Annotated in this window: 30 protein-coding genes; all 30 read right to left on the minus strand. The window is 71.7% G+C overall.

Translation table 11 applies throughout. The features are described from left to right. Positions 1–25: 25 nt before the first annotated feature. Entirely contained in the window at positions 26–1,174 is a 1,149-nt protein-coding gene (locus ACFQ11_RS18260; protein WP_378300038.1) for a hypothetical protein, read from the minus strand. Then, a complete protein-coding gene (locus ACFQ11_RS18265) occupies positions 1,171–1,836 on the minus strand; it encodes a hypothetical protein (protein WP_378300040.1) in 666 nt (221 codons plus the stop codon). Before ACFQ11_RS18265 ends, ACFQ11_RS18260 begins: the two co-directional genes overlap by 4 nt. Continuing rightward, entirely contained in the window at positions 1,836–2,183 is a 348-nt protein-coding gene (locus ACFQ11_RS18270) for a hypothetical protein (RefSeq protein ID WP_378300042.1), read from the minus strand. Before ACFQ11_RS18270 ends, ACFQ11_RS18265 begins: the two co-directional genes overlap by 1 nt. Before the next feature lie 91 nt (positions 2,184–2,274). Then, complete coding sequence (locus tag ACFQ11_RS18275; RefSeq protein WP_378300044.1) at positions 2,275–2,931, minus strand: hypothetical protein; 657 nt, start codon at positions 2,929–2,931, stop codon at positions 2,275–2,277. Continuing rightward, on the minus strand, positions 2,928–3,107 hold the full coding sequence (locus tag ACFQ11_RS18280; protein ID WP_378300046.1) for a hypothetical protein: 180 nt from the start codon (positions 3,105–3,107) through the stop codon (positions 2,928–2,930). Before ACFQ11_RS18280 ends, ACFQ11_RS18275 begins: the two co-directional genes overlap by 4 nt. Continuing rightward, positions 3,104–3,460 carry a hypothetical protein gene (locus tag ACFQ11_RS18285; RefSeq protein WP_378300048.1) on the minus strand — a complete coding sequence of 119 codons (357 nt, stop codon included), beginning with the start codon at positions 3,458–3,460 and terminating at the stop codon, positions 3,104–3,106. The genes ACFQ11_RS18280 and ACFQ11_RS18285 overlap by 4 nt, the downstream gene beginning before the upstream one ends. Next, positions 3,457–3,762, minus strand: a complete 306-nt coding sequence (locus tag ACFQ11_RS18290) for a hypothetical protein (protein ID WP_378300050.1) — start codon at positions 3,760–3,762, stop codon at positions 3,457–3,459. Before ACFQ11_RS18290 ends, ACFQ11_RS18285 begins: the two co-directional genes overlap by 4 nt. Further along, complete coding sequence (locus ACFQ11_RS18295) at positions 3,759–4,028, minus strand: hypothetical protein (protein WP_378300052.1); 270 nt, start codon at positions 4,026–4,028, stop codon at positions 3,759–3,761. Before ACFQ11_RS18295 ends, ACFQ11_RS18290 begins: the two co-directional genes overlap by 4 nt. Next, positions 4,025–4,414, minus strand: a complete 390-nt coding sequence (locus tag ACFQ11_RS18300) for a hypothetical protein (RefSeq protein WP_378300054.1) — start codon at positions 4,412–4,414, stop codon at positions 4,025–4,027. Before ACFQ11_RS18300 ends, ACFQ11_RS18295 begins: the two co-directional genes overlap by 4 nt. Beyond that, positions 4,411–4,647 (minus strand): hypothetical protein, encoded by a 237-nt coding sequence (locus ACFQ11_RS18305; RefSeq protein WP_378300056.1) that lies wholly within the window; start codon positions 4,645–4,647, stop codon positions 4,411–4,413. Before ACFQ11_RS18305 ends, ACFQ11_RS18300 begins: the two co-directional genes overlap by 4 nt. Then, complete coding sequence (locus ACFQ11_RS18310; RefSeq protein WP_378300058.1) at positions 4,644–4,841, minus strand: RNA-binding protein; 198 nt, start codon at positions 4,839–4,841, stop codon at positions 4,644–4,646. The genes ACFQ11_RS18305 and ACFQ11_RS18310 overlap by 4 nt, the downstream gene beginning before the upstream one ends. Then, the gene (locus tag ACFQ11_RS18315) at positions 4,838–5,635 is read right to left on the minus strand and encodes a hypothetical protein (protein WP_378300060.1); all 798 of its coding nucleotides are present in this window, start codon (positions 5,633–5,635) and stop codon (positions 4,838–4,840) included. The genes ACFQ11_RS18310 and ACFQ11_RS18315 overlap by 4 nt, the downstream gene beginning before the upstream one ends. Position 5,636: 1 nt before the next feature. Beyond that, positions 5,637–6,284: a hypothetical protein gene (locus ACFQ11_RS18320; protein WP_378300062.1), complete on the minus strand. Its 648-nt coding sequence runs from the start codon at positions 6,282–6,284 to the stop codon at positions 5,637–5,639. Beyond that, entirely contained in the window at positions 6,281–8,314 is a 2,034-nt protein-coding gene (locus ACFQ11_RS18325; RefSeq protein ID WP_378300064.1) for a DEAD/DEAH box helicase family protein, read from the minus strand. The genes ACFQ11_RS18320 and ACFQ11_RS18325 overlap by 4 nt, the downstream gene beginning before the upstream one ends. After that, positions 8,311–8,466, minus strand: coding sequence for a hypothetical protein (locus ACFQ11_RS18330; RefSeq protein ID WP_378300066.1), 156 nt, complete (start codon positions 8,464–8,466; stop codon positions 8,311–8,313). Before ACFQ11_RS18330 ends, ACFQ11_RS18325 begins: the two co-directional genes overlap by 4 nt. Further along, positions 8,463–9,203 (minus strand): DNA-methyltransferase, encoded by a 741-nt coding sequence (locus ACFQ11_RS18335; protein ID WP_378300068.1) that lies wholly within the window; start codon positions 9,201–9,203, stop codon positions 8,463–8,465. The genes ACFQ11_RS18330 and ACFQ11_RS18335 overlap by 4 nt, the downstream gene beginning before the upstream one ends. Further along, complete coding sequence (locus ACFQ11_RS18340; RefSeq protein WP_378300070.1) at positions 9,200–9,415, minus strand: helix-turn-helix domain-containing protein; 216 nt, start codon at positions 9,413–9,415, stop codon at positions 9,200–9,202. Before ACFQ11_RS18340 ends, ACFQ11_RS18335 begins: the two co-directional genes overlap by 4 nt. Next, positions 9,412–9,807, minus strand: a complete 396-nt coding sequence (locus ACFQ11_RS18345) for a hypothetical protein (protein WP_378300072.1) — start codon at positions 9,805–9,807, stop codon at positions 9,412–9,414. Before ACFQ11_RS18345 ends, ACFQ11_RS18340 begins: the two co-directional genes overlap by 4 nt. Beyond that, positions 9,804–10,100, minus strand: a complete 297-nt coding sequence (locus tag ACFQ11_RS18350; protein WP_378300074.1) for a helix-turn-helix domain-containing protein — start codon at positions 10,098–10,100, stop codon at positions 9,804–9,806. Before ACFQ11_RS18350 ends, ACFQ11_RS18345 begins: the two co-directional genes overlap by 4 nt. After that, positions 10,097–10,615: a hypothetical protein gene (locus tag ACFQ11_RS18355; protein ID WP_378300076.1), complete on the minus strand. Its 519-nt coding sequence runs from the start codon at positions 10,613–10,615 to the stop codon at positions 10,097–10,099. The genes ACFQ11_RS18350 and ACFQ11_RS18355 overlap by 4 nt, the downstream gene beginning before the upstream one ends. Continuing rightward, entirely contained in the window at positions 10,612–10,920 is a 309-nt protein-coding gene (locus tag ACFQ11_RS18360) for a hypothetical protein (protein ID WP_378300078.1), read from the minus strand. The genes ACFQ11_RS18355 and ACFQ11_RS18360 overlap by 4 nt, the downstream gene beginning before the upstream one ends. Next, positions 10,917–11,555, minus strand: coding sequence for a hypothetical protein (locus tag ACFQ11_RS18365; protein WP_378300080.1), 639 nt, complete (start codon positions 11,553–11,555; stop codon positions 10,917–10,919). The genes ACFQ11_RS18360 and ACFQ11_RS18365 overlap by 4 nt, the downstream gene beginning before the upstream one ends. After that, positions 11,552–11,785, minus strand: a complete 234-nt coding sequence (locus tag ACFQ11_RS18370) for a hypothetical protein (protein ID WP_378300082.1) — start codon at positions 11,783–11,785, stop codon at positions 11,552–11,554. The genes ACFQ11_RS18365 and ACFQ11_RS18370 overlap by 4 nt, the downstream gene beginning before the upstream one ends. Next, positions 11,782–12,753 (minus strand): DUF5131 family protein, encoded by a 972-nt coding sequence (locus tag ACFQ11_RS18375; protein ID WP_378300084.1) that lies wholly within the window; start codon positions 12,751–12,753, stop codon positions 11,782–11,784. Before ACFQ11_RS18375 ends, ACFQ11_RS18370 begins: the two co-directional genes overlap by 4 nt. A 56-nt stretch (positions 12,754–12,809) precedes the next feature. Then, positions 12,810–13,484 (minus strand): hypothetical protein, encoded by a 675-nt coding sequence (locus tag ACFQ11_RS18380; RefSeq protein WP_378300086.1) that lies wholly within the window; start codon positions 13,482–13,484, stop codon positions 12,810–12,812. Continuing rightward, the gene (locus ACFQ11_RS18385) at positions 13,481–13,819 is read right to left on the minus strand and encodes a hypothetical protein (RefSeq protein WP_378300088.1); all 339 of its coding nucleotides are present in this window, start codon (positions 13,817–13,819) and stop codon (positions 13,481–13,483) included. The genes ACFQ11_RS18380 and ACFQ11_RS18385 overlap by 4 nt, the downstream gene beginning before the upstream one ends. Further along, positions 13,816–14,049: a hypothetical protein gene (locus tag ACFQ11_RS18390; protein WP_378300090.1), complete on the minus strand. Its 234-nt coding sequence runs from the start codon at positions 14,047–14,049 to the stop codon at positions 13,816–13,818. Before ACFQ11_RS18390 ends, ACFQ11_RS18385 begins: the two co-directional genes overlap by 4 nt. After that, positions 14,046–14,750, minus strand: a complete 705-nt coding sequence (locus tag ACFQ11_RS18395; protein WP_378300092.1) for a hypothetical protein — start codon at positions 14,748–14,750, stop codon at positions 14,046–14,048. Before ACFQ11_RS18395 ends, ACFQ11_RS18390 begins: the two co-directional genes overlap by 4 nt. Continuing rightward, positions 14,747–15,208, minus strand: a complete 462-nt coding sequence (locus tag ACFQ11_RS18400) for a hypothetical protein (RefSeq protein ID WP_378300094.1) — start codon at positions 15,206–15,208, stop codon at positions 14,747–14,749. Before ACFQ11_RS18400 ends, ACFQ11_RS18395 begins: the two co-directional genes overlap by 4 nt. Then, on the minus strand, positions 15,205–15,810 hold the full coding sequence (locus tag ACFQ11_RS18405) for a hypothetical protein (protein WP_378300096.1): 606 nt from the start codon (positions 15,808–15,810) through the stop codon (positions 15,205–15,207). The genes ACFQ11_RS18400 and ACFQ11_RS18405 overlap by 4 nt, the downstream gene beginning before the upstream one ends. Positions 15,811–15,851 lie beyond the last annotated feature (41 nt).

Below are 15,851 nucleotides of genomic sequence, written 5' to 3' on the forward strand. Positions count from 1 at the left end.
CCTTTCTGCTGCTGCTCGCGCCTGCTCATTGCGTCGCGGGCAGCGAGTACGTGGTGGACCACAGCCGGTACGTCCACTCGCCCCACCCGCCCGCACCGCTCGAGCGGGCGTGCGCGACGGCGTGCACGACCTCCAGCACCGGCCCCGGCGCAGGCCGCCCGTACACCGTCCTGGCGAGCCCGGCGTTGTGGTTGAACGCGAACCCCGAGTGCGCGCCGGTGACGGTCTCCTCCAGCCGCCACGAACCCGTATTGCTCCACAAGTCGCTCGCCGAGATCGACACGATGGACGTGTCCGTCTGCACCGGCACCCCGTACGGCTGCTTGTTCGTGACGCCCGTGTCGTACACGCCCCAGAACCGGTCCAGGGCCGGGTCGTACACGAGGGACGCGTTGTGCAGCCAGTCCGGCAGGCCCTCAGCGGGCAGGTACCGCCGCTCCCCGATCACGGGGGCGCCCATGTCGGCGAGGTTCACGTCCCGCCACACGAACCCTCCCCAGCCTTGGTAGAAGAGCATCAGCCTGCCCGCGCCGTCGATCGAGGTGACGGCGGGCTGCCCGATGCAGTACGCGCGCGGCTCGCACGTCCCGAACTCCATCCCGTACCCGATGAGCGGCTGCGGGTAGATCCGCCACCCGGACGGCCCCGCCCCGATCGTGTCGGCGAACGCGACACCGAGCTGGTTGGGGTAGATGTGCTCCTCCGGGCACGGCCGCACCTGGACGCCGCAGCCGTAGGCGGTGAAGAACATCGCCCACGGGTACGTCTTGCCGCCCCACGTGAAGGACCCGCGGATCAGCTCCGGGTCGCAGGTGTGGTAGTTCGCCCACACCAGGTCGCTGGTGGGGCCGAACGCGATGCGGGGCTTCCCGTAGTCCCAGGACCCGTCCGGCTGCCGGGCGCCGATCGACAGCATGACGTGGTCGCCGAACCGGCCGGACACCGCGTTGCCGCAGTAGAACACGTGCCGGGTGTCGCCCTGCTCGACGACGGACGGGGCGTAGCTGTAGTAGTCCCCGGCCGGCGGGTCGATGCCGAGCGGCTGGCTTGCGGGCAACGAGGACAGCTTGGCGAGCTGGACGCGCTGCTTGTGTGTGCCGCCGGCGGTGAGGGTGAGGGCGAGCAGGGTGGCGGCGGCGAGTGCGGCGCCGATGGTTCGCGTGATGCGGGTCATCCCGCCTCCTTGAGGTAGTCGCGGCCGAACCGCCGCCACGATTCGGGGCCCGCCTCGAAGTCGCATTCGCCGCAGTAGATGGCGGACGGCCGCGGGTCGTCCTCGGCCCGGCAGGTGGCGTACAGGGTGCCGCCGCACGGGCCGTCCTCGAGGACCTCGCGGCACGGCCCGATCTTGATCCGCTTGGCTCCGCTGGGCTGGAGGATGGCGCGGGCCCGGCCTGCGAGCGCCTTCATGACGGGCGGGCATTCCTCGGCGGCGGGCAGGGATGCGGCGATCCAGTCGATCTGCCGCCACAGCCAGACGCCGATCTGCCGGAGGTCGTTGTCGGGGAGTTTGAAGCCGCGCTGGTCGGCGACGTAGACGGTCCACCACACGAGGTCGTGGCGGATCTGGTCGCGGAGTTCGGCGACGGCGGGGTTGATGGGTGAGCGGGTTTCGGCGATGACGAGCGGATCACGGTCGCCGTCTTGGGCGGCCCTGGGGCCGTTGCTGACGGTGGTGACGACGGCGGGGGCGGACAGGTGGCCGCCGAGGTCGGCGTGGAGGCGGGGGAGGGCCTTGATGTGGCCGCGGAGCCCGTAGTAGCAGCCCGCGCACAACCTCAATGCCGGGAGGGCGGGGTGGTCGTCCTTGTGCGGCTGGACGCAGATGTCGGTCATCAGCAGAAGTCCCCGTCGCTGAAGTCGTAGCCGTTGGCAAGGAAGTTGTAGGTGCCGTAGTCGCCGCGCGGTCGGCGTTCCTGCGCGGCCTCGGTGCGGGCGATGAGGTCCTCGCGGGTCACGTGGTCGCCGTACTCGTCGTAGATGTCGCCGAGCGTCAGCAGCCGCAGCCAGGAGGCGCGGTCGACCACGGGGAAGTCGACGCCGACGGGCTGGTATTCGCGGTAGGCGCGGTGGAGGAACCGCCATCCACCCGCGTTCTGGCCGAGGTGGATCTCCTGCTTGCGGCCGCAGTGTTCGCAGGCGTTGGGGCAGGCGGGGATGCGGAGGTAGTAGTTGGTGCTCATCGGGCGATCTCCAGGGCGGTGTGGGCGATGGCGTAGAGGAGGGCGACGACGAGGTAGGTGGCGAGGAGGGCGCGCCAGAACGTCTCGAACCTCACGGCGCCGCCTCCGACTGGTCGAGGACTTCGAGGCCGCGCTTGGCGTAGTCGGCGGCGACGCCGTAGGGGCTGCACCAGGTGCGCATGTCCTCGAAGAACGCCCGCACCCGCTGCACGGCGGCCTCGGCCTCGTGTCGCTCCCGCTCGGCCTGCTCGGCGCGCTGGACGGCGCGGGCACGTTCACGTTCGGACGCGTTGGAGGTGTCGTGCGCGATGCGCAGGATGTCCTCGGTCTGCCCGAGTTTGGTGATGAGGTCGCGGAGTTCGATGGCGTAGCCCTCGGCGATGCCCTTGTACCTCTGCTCGGCACGCTCGATGGCGGCCTCGACGATGGGCAGCACCGCGTCCGCGATGGCGTAGCGGGCGAGGCGGTCGGTCTCGGTCGAGGAGCCGCCGTGGTCGAGCGCGTCAGCGAGCCGGTCGCGGAGCGTGGGCACGTCCTGCTGGGGTTCCGGCGGGCGGCCGACGAGCCCGGCCCACTGCCTGCCGTGCGCGTCCTGGTGGACGGGGCCGTCGTGCCCTGCCGCGAGGACGCAGGGACCGATGTGGATGCCTGCGACGGGGCCGAGGGTGGATGCGCCGCACGCGTCTGAGATCGCCTGTGCGGGCTCGGAGCGGCTCGGGGTGATCTCGGGGTTGGGGTTGGGGCTCACGCGTCCTCCAGGGGCGTATCGGGGTCCTGCGGCGGGGTCTGCTGCGGCGGGCGGTGCTGACACCCGCACGCCCGGATCTCGCGGTCGTGGTCGCGGCACACCTCCGGCGGGTGGCCCTCGTTCAGTTCGTGGGCGGTGACGTAGTCGGCCATCTCGGCGCACGGCTTGCAGATCACCGGGCCTCCTCGGGGCCGGGGCAGTGCCACGGGTACGGAATCTCCGCCGACGGCACCAACGCGCACGCCGGGCAGTCCTCCGCGTTCCCGCCCACATGCACCGGCGGTGGACCCTGCAAAACGCGCCACCGCTTCGCGTCCTCCACATTCCGCGCGAGGTTCTCCGCGAGCGCCTCAACGTCCTCGGTAGTGAGCTTGACCAGGTAGCCCTTCCGCCACCGTCGCCCGACCCCGAAGATCAGCCAGTGGTCGTCACCGGCGCGGCCGACCGTCGGGTTCACGGCAGTGAGGTTCGGCCACTGCGACCGGTCGACCCAGCGGGCGAGCAGCGCGGGCAGGTAGCGGTGGATCACCGGGCCTCCTTCGTGGCGGCGACGCGGCGGTTCAGGTCCCGATAGGCCCGGCCACGCGTCCAGCCGGTGCCGCATCGGGTCAGGCCGTCCGGCCAGTCGCGGGGCTCGGCGAGGTAGCCGTTGAGGTAGCTCGTCACCGCGCGCCACTTCCGCTCGCGTGCGCGGCCGATGGGGTAGCGCAGGTCGCGCCGGAAACGGGCGAGGCGCTGCCGGAGGGGTTCGGCGCCGTGAACGAGGCGCTGGAGGTCGGCGAGCAGGCCGACGGGGTAGATGTCGATCTCACCGGTCACGTGGTGCTTCACAGGCTCTCCTTCGGCTCGTCGGTGAACATGCGGACGGCGGCCTCCCATGGGTCGTGCAGGTCGGTCAGCCGCGCGAGGCGGGTGAGGATCACGTCTTCCTCGCGCCGGAGCCACGGGTGGTGGCGGCGCATGACGGCGTGCTCGTGGTCGTCCGCGACGGGGAGCGTCACCTCCGGCGCGGGCCGCTGGTAGAGCCGGACGGGTGGCGCGGTGACGCCGGCGTAGGGGTCGCGGCGGCCGATCAGCGGCCACGGGATCGGGCTCACGACGCGTTCCAGCGGGTGATGCGGGACGCGGCGTCCTCCAGCGTCCGGGCGCGGGCGAGGCGCACCTTGTCGTACTCGGACGGCTTGCGCTCGACGACCCGCCGGTGGGCATCGGCGTCCGCTCGCAACTCTTCGGCGACCTGCTCGCGCACCGCCCGGATCACGGCCTCGATACGCTCCTCGACGGCCGCGACAATGTGGTGGGCGGCGGTGTTCGGCTTGGAGAGGAGCCCGCCGGTGACCTCGCCGTACGCCTTGGAGACCTCCTCCATGACGACCCGGTAGTCGTACAGTTCCCGCATGACCTGGTCGCGGTTGAGGGTGCCGTCGGGGTTCTCGACGATCTCGCGCCAGAAGTCGTTGTAGGTCTCGACGTAGTCGGTCATCGGGGGTCCTCCTGCCGGTTGCGGATGCGGTCGGCGACCTCGCGCCATTCGCGGGTGGGTGGGGCGCCGGGGCCTTGGGCGGTGATGGGTTCGGGGCGGGGGATGGGCCGCCATCCGTGCTCGCGCAACAGGTCCACGAGGTGGGCGGCGACGAGCCGGGGGTCGATGTGCGGGGCGAGGCGGCCGTTCAGGTGCCGGGCGATCAGGTCGGCCGCGGCCTCATCGGGGCTCACGCGGGTTCCTTCCGCTCGGACGAGTGCGGCTGGGACGTCATGTGGAACCAGCCGTTCGGGCAGCGGTACACGCGGATGGGGTGGCGGCCTTCGGCGAGGTTCTGGATGCGGCGGAGCGCGGCATCGGCGGCTTCCTGGGTGGCGAAGCGGACCTTGCCGCAGCAGCGGGCGCCCAGGGGGCGAGTGGAGGTCATGCGGGTGTCCCTTCTCGGTAGATGGCTGCGGCGGCGACGACGAGCTGGCGGTAGTCGTCGATGCCGGGGTCGCGGGCGCGGGCCCGCTCGATGAGCGCTGAGCCGAGGTCGGGGAGTGTCGACAGGATCCGGCTCGCTTCGGCGTAGTCGCTCGACTGAACCTCTTGATCGTTTTGCTCGTCTCGCGCGCCCGTACGCGCGTCTCCCTTAGCCCCCTGCGACGGAACCCGGGATGAGGGATCAGTAGTAGAGGGATAGGTACTAGAGGGATTAGGGGCGGACGTACGTCCGCCCTTTGGGCCCGAAAGCCCGGACGTAGGTCCGCCCTTTGAGGCAAAGCCCGGACGTGTGTCCGCCCTTTGGCCGTCCGCAGGCGGGTTATCCACAGCCTCCTTGGGCGGGTTATCCACAGGGCTCGCGTCGTCGTCCACAGGCCCGTCTTCGGGCAGGCTCATCGCCGCGGGCAGCTCCGGGAGCCGGAACTTCATCGCGCGGCCTTTCGCCGCGTACACCGGCCGCCCGTCCTTCCCGACGGCGATCGGCACCCGGCACTCCAGCCCGCGCGCGGCGAGCCGCTGCAGCGTCTTCGACAGGCCCGCGTCGCCCTGCTTGGTGACGGCCTTGATGCGCTCGTACAGGGTGCGGTCGTCGATGCGGTGCCGCCACATCTCCCGCGTCTTCTCGTGGGCGCGTTCGGCGATCACCATGAGGACGGTGGCCTCGGCCATGGTGAGGTCAGCGGCCGGCGGCGTCTGCAGCCAGTCGATGACCTCACCCACGAGCCTGCCGCTCACGTCAGTTGTCCTCCTCGTCGAGCAGTAGGCGGGCGAGGGCGTGCAGGTCCTCGAGGGTCATGTGCTTGCGGAGGGATGCGGCGGTGCGTTCGGGGGAGGAGACGACGACGCGGGGGCGGCGCCAGCCCTTCGCGCGGGCGGCGGCGTTCGCGGTCAGGTCGCCGTTGACGACCTGCTCGGCAAGGGCCGGGTCGTCACGCTTCAGTCGGGCAACGATGTGCTCAACCCGGTCAGGCTTAATGTTTGTGTCACAATGTTTTTCGGTCGGTCGGCCAACCGGCAATGCTTCGGGGATCTCCTCGGCAATCAGGCGTTCGACCTCGGCCCGCATCGCGTCCATGCGGTCGCGGACGTCGGCCTTCTTGTCCTCGTCCGGGTGGCACAGCTTCAGCAGCGCCCGCAACTGCCGCACCGAATAGCCCAGACCGTATGGGCGGCGCGCCTCCACGAACGCCGTGAAAGAGGTGAACCGCGGCGCTCCATCCGGGCCGGACGGCACCTTTCGCCACGTCTCGTCCTCGACGATCGACGCGAGCCCATCCAGCGCGCTGCCAGGAGACCCGCCGTCTCGCCGGAGAATGTGCTCCACCCGGTGGATGCGGCGCTGCTCCGGCGTCAGGTCGCCAGCCGACACGATCCGGTCAGTCACGACGCACCGCACAGGCGCCGCGCCGCCGCGAGGCGCTGCTCGGCGTCCTCGACCGTCCGCACCTGCGCGGCCTTCCTGGAGGCAGCGTTGACGCGGCTCGTCACCTTGCCGATGTACATGCTGTATTCGGGGTGACCCGCCCTGATGCCGCGTGTGGCCAGGTAGTCGCGGACGACCTCGGCGGTCTCGGCGTTGATGCGCTCGATCTGCTGCTTGTCGGTGAGCACTTCACGCGGCGGCTCCGGCCGTGGAGCGGCGGCCGGCTCGTCGAACGCCTGGGACGCCGCGTTCGCTGTCGGATTCGGGTTCGTCAGCCGCATGCCGAGGTCCGCGACCATCGCGGCGAACATCGTCGTGTCGATGGACGAGCCGTGCTTGGCCTTGATCGCCTCGTACAGCATCAGTTCGTCGTGGTCGAGCTCGATGTCCGGGCTGACGCGCCGCTCCCGGTCGAGTTCCGTCTTCTCGATGACGGTCAGCTCGTCAATGAAGGACGGCCCCTCGCCCGGCCCAGCAGTGTCCCCGTCGCGCTCCTTGCGGCGCCGCACGCCCTCCTCGGACTGCTCCTTCAGCATCGCCAGGAACGCCTGCATGCGCGGGTCGTCGGGTGCGATCACCCGGCACGACTGCTCACGGGACGGTTCGGCGTCCCATGTCCGCAAGCCCCGCCCGATGAGCTGCATCAGGTGACCCGGGTCGCGGTAGTGGGTGAGCACCCCGACGACGGTGATCTTCGGGCAGTCGTAACCGATGAACGCCATCCGGACGGTGACGAGGATGTCGGCGGGCTTGTCCTTAAAGTCCTGCAGCGCCTTCTGCGCGGCCGCCCCGTCGGACGACACCGCGATGTACACCCGAAGCTCCGGGTGGACGGCCGCGAGGTAGTCGCGGACCGCTTCGGCGTCACGGCGTTCCATGCAGGAGATCAGTCCCCGGTAGTCGGGGTTGAGGATCTGCTTCTCCTTCACGGCCTGCACGACGCGGTCGGTGAGCGGCTGCCAGGTTGACGGCAGTCGCATGATGGGCTTGAGGGACGCCTCCCGCTTGGATAGCCGGTACCTCGTCGAGAACTCCCCGGCGACGTCGGTCTCGGTGACCCACCCGTCGTGCATCTGCATCTCGAAGCGTCGCAGGTAGCCCTCTTCGATGCCGTCCTCGTACGTGGCCTCGACCTGGCGGATCAGGAGCTGCTTGCCGTCGGTGTCGAGGTCGCCGTAGTCGGCGAGGATGAGCTTGCGGCCGTCGGCGCGGTACGGAGTGCCGGTCAGCAAGAGCGTGTGGGCGGCGTAGGCGTGCATCTCTTTGACGACCCGTCCGGCTTCCGTTCCGCCGCCGCGGTCGTCGTCGCGGGCGCCGCAGAACTGGGCTTCGTCGGCGACGAGCAGGAACCGCCCTTCGTGCTCGCGCGCCCAGTCCAGGTAGTCGATCTCGGCGCGGACGAGCGAGGCGTAGCAGGACACGAACCCGGTCCCCGTCTCGCCTGGTCGTGTGAACGGTGGGTTGGCGTCCATGTGCCGGATCTTGCCGAGGCGGGCACGGGCGTCGAACAAGCCATGAAGCCCGTGCAGTTCCTTGGTCTTGCGGTCCTGGTGCATCCAGGACGTCTCGCACTGCTGCGCCAGCGTCACGCGCGGCACGAACACCGCGACGTAGTCGATGAGGCCCTCGCGGATGAGCTGGGTGGCCGTAGCCTGGTAGGCGAGGGTTTTGCCGGTGCCGGGCGTGCCGAGCGCCACCGTGGTCTTGCGGCCGGTGGCGAAGCCGTCGAGGACGGCCTCGATGACGTCGGCCTGGAACGGGCGAGGGCGGAATGTGTCGTTGTAGGCCACGGTCGTTCCCTTGAGGAGGTTGCAGGGCGGGCAGAGGGCTTGGCCGTTGCTGGTGAGGGTCGGGCCGCCGAGCGCGTGCGGGGCGACGTGGTCGGCGTGCCATCCGACGTCAAGTGGCGTGTCGCATCGAGCGCACCGGCCGCCGCTCCGGCGGAACAGTGCGCGCCGCTGACGGATGCCGAACCGGCGACGTTCGGTCACTGCTTCTCCTTGTCGGGTCGGGTGGTCCAGAGGGCGGCGAGGGTGCCGATGAGGCGCTGCATGAGCTCCTCGACGGTGGGGCCTTCGCCGGGGTCGGGGCGGGCGCGTTCGGCCTCCAGCGCCCGCACCCGCGCGTCCAGTTCGTCGGTCACGGCACCTCCAGGGGCGCCTGCGCGAGGCGCTTGGCGGCGGCCTCGGCGTACGGTTCGTGCGCTTCGATGCCGATGGCGCGGCGGCCGGTGAGGCGCGCGGCCTCCAACGTGCTGCCGCTGCCGGCGAACGGGTCGACGACGAGACCGCCGGGCGGACACGCGTACTCGATGAGCGGGGTTAGGATGCCCAGTGGCTTCTCGGTGGGATGGATAGCGCGACCGTGCATCGACCGGACGGTGATGACCGATCGCATCAGCCGCGTGCCGTCGTCCTCCCACGTGCCGGGCCTGATTGCTCTCCGGTGCGGAGCGTGCCCCATCTTGACGACGCGGCCTTCGCTCTTGCGATGACTCACCTCGCGGGGAGTGTCGTGATGGACGCCGCGCCAGTCGCCTCGGTACCAATGCAAGGCGAACTCGTGGACACGCATGAACCGGTCGGCAGTAAATCCCGACCCGGCGTGCTTCTCCCAGATGACGTCCTGGGAGAGCTTCCAGCCAGCGAACTCCGACCGCCGGTCGAGGAACATGCGCATGCTGCCGAAGCACCACATGGATCGCGTGACGGTGGCGGCGATAGCCGGCCACCCGTCGGGCCACCGGTCCCACGCGAGGCTGGTCTCGGCGTACGGTGGGTCGGCGATCACGAGGGCGGCCTGGACGGCGAGGGCGGGCAGTACCTCCCGCATGTCACCGTGGTAGAGGGTGACGTGGTCGTCTTCCCAGTAGGGCTTCATGCGGCGCCCTCCTCGCCCTCGAGCGGGATGAGGGCGAGCCGGTAGCCGAGCGCAGCCGCCCACGCCTCCGCGACGTCGAGGCGGACGGCGCGGGTGCCCGACTCGCGGTTCGCGACGGCGCCCTGGGCGCAGCCCATGCGGGCGGCGACGTCGGCCTGCGTCAGGTGCTGCTCGCGGCGGGCGGCGACGAGCTGCCGGACGATGCCGTTCACCGCGCCTCCCGCTGCTTGCGGCGGGCGTGGAGCGTGCGGAGGGCGGCTTCGGCCTCGACGCGGGACATGGTCGCCAGGACGGCGCGGGCGGCGTCGGCCCCTTCGGCAGCGGCGCGCAGCAGGTCTTCCGCGGTGTCGTGGCCGAGCGCGGGGATGGTGCCGCGCGGCCGGACGGGTGCGGGGAGGCCGAGCATGTCGGCCAGGTCGGGGGCGTGCCGGTGGGCGTAGCGGGCGGCGCTGTCGGTCTGCCACTCGGGGAGCGGGTCTTCGGCGCCGTGGAGGCGGTGCAGGGCGGTGACTTCGGCGCCCTTGTCGACGGTGACGCGGCCGCGGCGGGCCCGGTCGGTGAGGTGCTGCGCGTCGACCTCGACGCGGACCTTGCGGCGGCTCACGCGGTCTCCTTCCGGGTGGCCTCGTACCGGTTGGCGGTGCTGAACGAGATCCGCAGCCGGGCGGCGGCCGCGGGGATGGTGAGGCCGGCTTCGCGCAGGCGGGCGAACCGGGCGCGGAGTTCGGCGGCGTCGGCGGCCGTGCGGTAGGGGCGTTCGGGGGGCTCCACGGGCATGGGTGGCCCGTCGGCGGGGCGTCCGGCGGCGACCCAGCGGCGCCAGCACGTTTCGCGGTAGCCGTGGCCTTTGTGGTGGCCGGGGCGTCCGCAGCAGCGGCAGCGGATGCGGGCGGTCACGCGGTCACCTCCGGCCACGCCACGGCGTCGAGCGCGGCGCGGTGGGTCTTGGGCACCTCGACCACGGGGCAGCCGAGGTGGTCCATGCCCATCGCACGCAGGAATGCGGCGTCCACGGCGTTGTCGTCGCGGACGTCCTCGCCGGTGCGCTTCAGCCACGCGACTCGCATGTCGGGTTTGGTGGCGTTGCCCTTGCCGGTGGCGTACCGCTTCAGCGTCGTCGGGGGCACGACCGCGTACGGGGTGCCGCGGGTGTGGACGAGGTCGACGATCGCCCACCACAGGCCGGCGGCCTCGTGGTGCCCGGCGCCGAGCTGCCGGGAGTAGGCGGGGCCTTCGATGACGACGAGGTCGGCGGATTGGGTGCAGGTGTAGAGCTGGGCGCGGATGTCGCGGATGCGGGGGACGCCGGTCAGGCCCTTCCAAGGCGTGTAGGTGTGGAGCTTGCCGGACCAGTGGGCGACGCCGGTGGCGGTGAGGGACGGGTCGATGCCGACCACGCGGGGCTCGGTCATGTGGTCTCCAAGTCGAACAGGGCGGGCTGGACCGCCGGGGGCGCCGGGGCCGCGGGGGCGTCCGGCGTGGGCAGCGCGGTCTGTACCGGCTCGGCCGGGCGGCGGCGGCCGCCGGTGGCGGTCAGCCACGTCGGGCAGGTGCGGGGGTGGGCGTTCCAGCAGGGCCCGCGCATGCAGGTGCGGTGCTCGCAGTAGGAGCGCTGCAGGATCTGCAAGGGGTGGCCGCGGGTGCCGCACTCAACGCAGCGGACGGTCTTGCGGTCGGCCTCGGTGTGACCGGCGGGCGCCCGGTCGGTGACGGTCACGCGGCCCGCTCCGCACGGCGGCGCTCGCGAGCGCGGACGAGTCCGGCGACCGACCGGTCCTTAGAGCCCTGCCGCCGGTCGGTGCCCCACGGCCGGGACGGAGCCTCGCCTTCATGCCAGAGCGTGAAGAACGCCCGGCGGGCCCGGACCAGCAGCATCGTGTACGCCTTGTACGTCAGGCCCAGGGCGTCGGCGGCGGCGTGGTAGTCGCCGTGGGTTGCGAGGGCGAGCAGGGCGCGCCGGTGGTTGTCGTTGAGGTGTGGCCAGATCTGCCACAGGGCGGTGCGGTCGATGATGGCGGGCCCGAAGTCGGGGGTGACGCCGAGCCCGGTCCAGTAGGCGACGAAGCGGCCCATGGCGCGGCCGTCCTGCTTGTTGTAGTCGTAGCCCTGGTGGTGCCAGTCGTCGTAGCGGGTGCGGCTGATGGCGTCTTCGGCGGCCCGGATGAGGTCGACGGGTTCGGGTCGGGTCTCGGCGGTGCAGAGGTGTTCGGCGATGGCTGACCAGGCGAGGTCGCGGCGGTCCTGGAGGGGGATGCTGGTCATCCAGTGCCGCCAGATGGCGGCGTGGGCGAGGCGGTCGAGGTCGGCGAGGTTGTAGCCGTGGCGGATTTCGTGGACGTCGGTGGCGGTCACATCGCCTCCTCTCGGTCGCGTCGGGGTCCGGTGCCGGGGAGGCCGACCTCGTCCAGGTCGGGGTCGTAGTCGCGGCCGTCGGTGGGGTCGGGCGGGAGGGCGTCGATGCGCGGGTCCCGCTCGTCATGGGTGGCGCGGGTCTGCTCGTCGCGCTCGGTGACGCAGACCGCGAACGCGAGGAGGGCGACGGCGCCGCCGACGCTGATGACGGTGGACAGGGTGGCGCTCACCGGTCGCCCCCGAGGACGGCGGTGGCCGGGAACTCGTCCCAGGTCCGGCCGTCCAACTCGCGCCCGGCGGTCTTCTTGCTGACAAGGCGGACGGTGATCGCTTCGCCGCGCGCCATCGGCGGTTCGACGGGACGGCCGTTGTGGAGCGGGCGGAAGGTGCCGTCGGTGTCCAGGAACGCGGCCTGCGCGCCGTTGGTGTGCAGGAGCATCGATTCCGGGACCCACGCCCCGTGCTGCTTGAAGAAGAACGGGATCCCGGCGGTGGTGCACTGGTCGCGGAGGGTGCGGGCCCAGTCGGGGTGCATGGGGCGGGCGCCGGGCCCGGACTCGCCGCCGACGATGACCCAGTCCGGGGCGATGCGGTCGGGACACGGCCCGCTGCAGAACCCGCCGGGGAAGTCGTGGGTCGGGCAGTGTGTGAGGCCGTGGTGCAGGTTGATCGGTCCAAGGAGGGGCTCGGCGCTGATGAACCGGATGGCGGCCGGGGTCTGCATGAGCGCGGGTACGCGCAGGTTGGCGCGCTTCTGGTCCTCGGCTGACACGCCGAGCCACACATTCGGCAGCGGCCACGGCGCGAGGTGCGCGAGGTTGTCGCGGAAGCTCGGCCGGTTCAGCAGCGACCGCATCCGCCCGTGCCGCTTCGTGAGCACCTGGAAGGTGTGCTGCGAAGCGCGGGCCATCACGGAGAAGACCTCGGCGATGAACTCGTCCGGCACGCCCTCGTGGAACAGGTCGCTCATGCTGTTGACGAACACACGGCGCGGCTTCCGCCAGCGGAGCGGCTGTTCGAGTCGCTCGGGGCGGAGCGTCAGGTCGAACCCGGCCTCGAAGTGGTGGCCGGGCGTGCCACGCCACCGCTCGGCGAACGTCTCGGCGTAGCAGTTGTCGCAGCCCGGCGACACCTTGGTGCAGCCGGTTACCGGGTTCCAGGTGGCGCCGGTCCACTCGATCTTGGTGGTGCTGGTCATGTGGGTCTCCTGGGGGTGGGGGCCGCCGCGGGTGGCGGCGGCCCCGCAGGTGGTCGTCAGGCGCCGGGCTCGCCGTCGAGGGCGCGTTCGATGCGGCAGCCGGGGCAGTCGGGCAGGTGCTCGCCCTCGGGGGAGTTGAACTCGTGCATCTCGGCGGCGAGCCACCGTGCCTGCCGGGCCTGCTCGGCGAGGCGGTCCCGCTCGGCCTCGGCCTGCTTCAGCTCTCCAGCGGCCTGGTCAAGGGCCGTGCGCTCGCGGGCCAACTCCCGCATGGCGGCGTCTCGCAGTTCGGCGATCCGGTCCCGTTCGGCGTCGGCCGCCTTGAGTGCGGCCTCGTGGGTTTCGGCGCGCCCACGCCAGTAGCCCTCACGGGCGGTGGCGATGCGGGCTCGCTGCCGGGCGTTGCGCCACGCGGTCAGGTGCATGCCGAGCTGCGAGCGGAGCCGCTTCACCTCGGCCAGCAGCGCGAGGACTGTCTCCTCGGACAGGAGACCGGTCCCGAGGTCGAGCTCCTCCCGGATCTCGGCGAGCTGCTCGTCGGACAGCGGCCCCGACGAGACGACGCTCTCGACCCCGCCCGCCGGGGTGGCGGTGGGCTCCGGCTTCCACCCGGCGGAGATCAGCGCGTCGAGGGCCTCGCGGGCGTCGTCCCACTCGGTGCGGCGCTGCTGGAGCTCGTCGAGGATCGCGTCCACGCTCCCGAGGGCCGTCAGCCGGTCGATCTCGCTCATCGGGCACCCCCGCCCTGCACGGTGCGGCGGGCGACGTTCAGCGACACCAGCTCGCGCTGGTCGTCCTCGACGATCGCGCCCGCCAGGTCAAGCACGTCCCGCATCTCCGGGCACGGCTCGTCCCGCAGCACGTCCCCCCAGGGGATCAGCGCGCCGCACGAGCACCGGCGGTTCGGGTCCGGGTAGACGGGCACCTGGTGCCGCTCACACATGCCGCGCAGCAGCGTCACCAGCGCGTCCGTCTCAGCGGTGTACGGGCGCCGCCGTTCCAGCGCGCGGACGGCCGTGTGCACGAGGTCGTGCGGACCGCCCTCGACGGGCCTGATCTCGCTCATCGGATGCCCGCCCACTTCAGGTCCTCGTCCGTGCACTCGACGACCTCGACCGACGCGTCAGGGTCCTCCGCCCGCTCCTGCTCGGCCTTCCGCTGCGCCTCATTCCACGGCAGCGGCGCCTCCGGCAGGACGGGCGTGTCGTCGATGACGACGTAGTAGAAGGGGCCGGTCTCGTCCCCGTAGTCGATCGTGGTCAGCTCCACGTCGCCGCTGCTGATGCGCTCGATCACTGCCGGTCTCCGTTCTGCTCGCTGGTGGGGGTGATGGCCTTGTGGACACCGGCCTTGCGGGAGATGGCGGGCGGCTCGTCGGCCACGAGGCGGCCCGTGATCGCCTTGAACGCGCCGGACACGTCCACGCGCTTGGGCGGCTTGGCGTGCCGGGGGCCGTCCACCTCCGGGGCGGCCACGTCCGTCGCGGTGACGAGCGGGTGCCCGGCCTTCAGCCAGTCGGCGCCCGTCGAGTCGATGACGTTGAACATGTCGTCGTTGGGGACGGGCACGAGCGCGGTCTCGTCGCGCGGCGGCGGCGGGGGACCGGCCGGTGGCTGCTCGACGGGGGCGGGCGGCGCGGCGAGGATCCGCTCGACGTCGGGGATGGTGGTGCGCTCGTAGTAGTCGGCGGTGCGCGCGGCCTTCTCGCCGATCTGGGCGTGGTGGGCGTGCTCGGCCTTGAGGGCGTCGTACTCCTGCCGGACGGCGAGCATCTCGGGGCGTAGCGTTTCGAGGCGGCGCCGGACGGCGGCGAGCCGCTCGGTGAGGTTGTGCTCCTGCTCCATGAGGTCGGTTTCCTCGACCGTCATGTCGGAGAGGCGCCGTGCGGGCTCGACGGCCTTCTGTTCGATCCCGGCGGCGGTGGAGAACGCGGCGCGGGCCTGGTCGCGGAGTTCGCCGACGAGGGTCTTGACGTGGGCGAGGATCGCAGCGGTCATCGGGCACCCCCGTTGATTGCGCGAGCGACGGCGAGGGCGGCGCGCACCGAGTCGGGCTCGTCCACGTACTCGAAGGGGTCGAAGATCTCGCCAGGCACCGTGCGGGCCAGGTACGCCTCCGCACCTCCCAGGTCGCAGCCCGCGCCCTCCAGCCACGCGGCGATCGGCTCGGCGATCTGCGGGCTGGCCAGCGCGATCCACGCGGCGTCGGCCTCCGCCGACCCGACGGTGATGTCGACGCTGCGGAAGTCCTTGGCGTCCTCGACGTCGTTGATGCGGTCGTTTTCGCTGGTGACCTCGGCGAGGAGGGCGTCGTAGGAGAACCGGCCGGGGCTGTGCTGCTCGATGCCGATGCCGATCTCGACGCCGTTGCCGACCTGCCAGGGACCGGGCGTGGCGCCCTTGGCGGTGTCGCGGATCTTCTGCGCGGCGGCGCGCAGCTCGTCGGCGGGACTCATGCCGCACCGCCCACGGGCTCGACGGGCAGCTCGCGCAGCGCCTTGAAGTAGAGGATCCCCTCGCTGCCGGAGTCCAGGTCCCAGTAGTGCGCGAGGGCGTACTCGCCGCCACCGGCCGCGACCGGCGGGCGGGACACGCGCCAGCGGACGGGCCGGTCGTGGTCCGGGTCGTGGGTGATGACGTCGCCCGCGTGCAAGTCGCGGGCTCGTCGCGAGATGATGGTCATGGCGTCGACTCCTCTGCAGTCGGTTGCCGTTGGCGGCGTCCCGGGGGTCCAGCCCGGGGCGCCGTTCTCTTCGGTGAGGCACTCGGCCTCGGCGGCGAGCACATCCCGCAGGAAGCGCTCCTGGTCGGTTGTGGGCTCCCACACGGGGTGCAGGCGCCCGGAGCAGGTCCAGCGGCGGCACGCCGGCAGGCGCCGCGCACCGATCTGGGTGCACTGGGTGGGGGTGAGGCGCCGCCACGTCCTGCCGCACCCGTCGCACACGCGGGGGGTGCAGGCGACGGTGCGGAGCAGGAGGTAGTCACCGACGACAAGCAGCGCGGAGACGAGGCGGTACATCACCGGGACCACCCGCAGCTCCCGCACGCACGCAGCCATCCGGCGTTCCACGCGAAGCAGTAGATGCACCGCCACCTGAG

The sequence above is a fragment of the Actinomadura sediminis genome (assembly GCF_042675525.1).
GTDB classification, from domain to species: Bacteria; Actinomycetota; Actinomycetes; order Streptosporangiales; family Streptosporangiaceae; genus Spirillospora; species Spirillospora sediminis.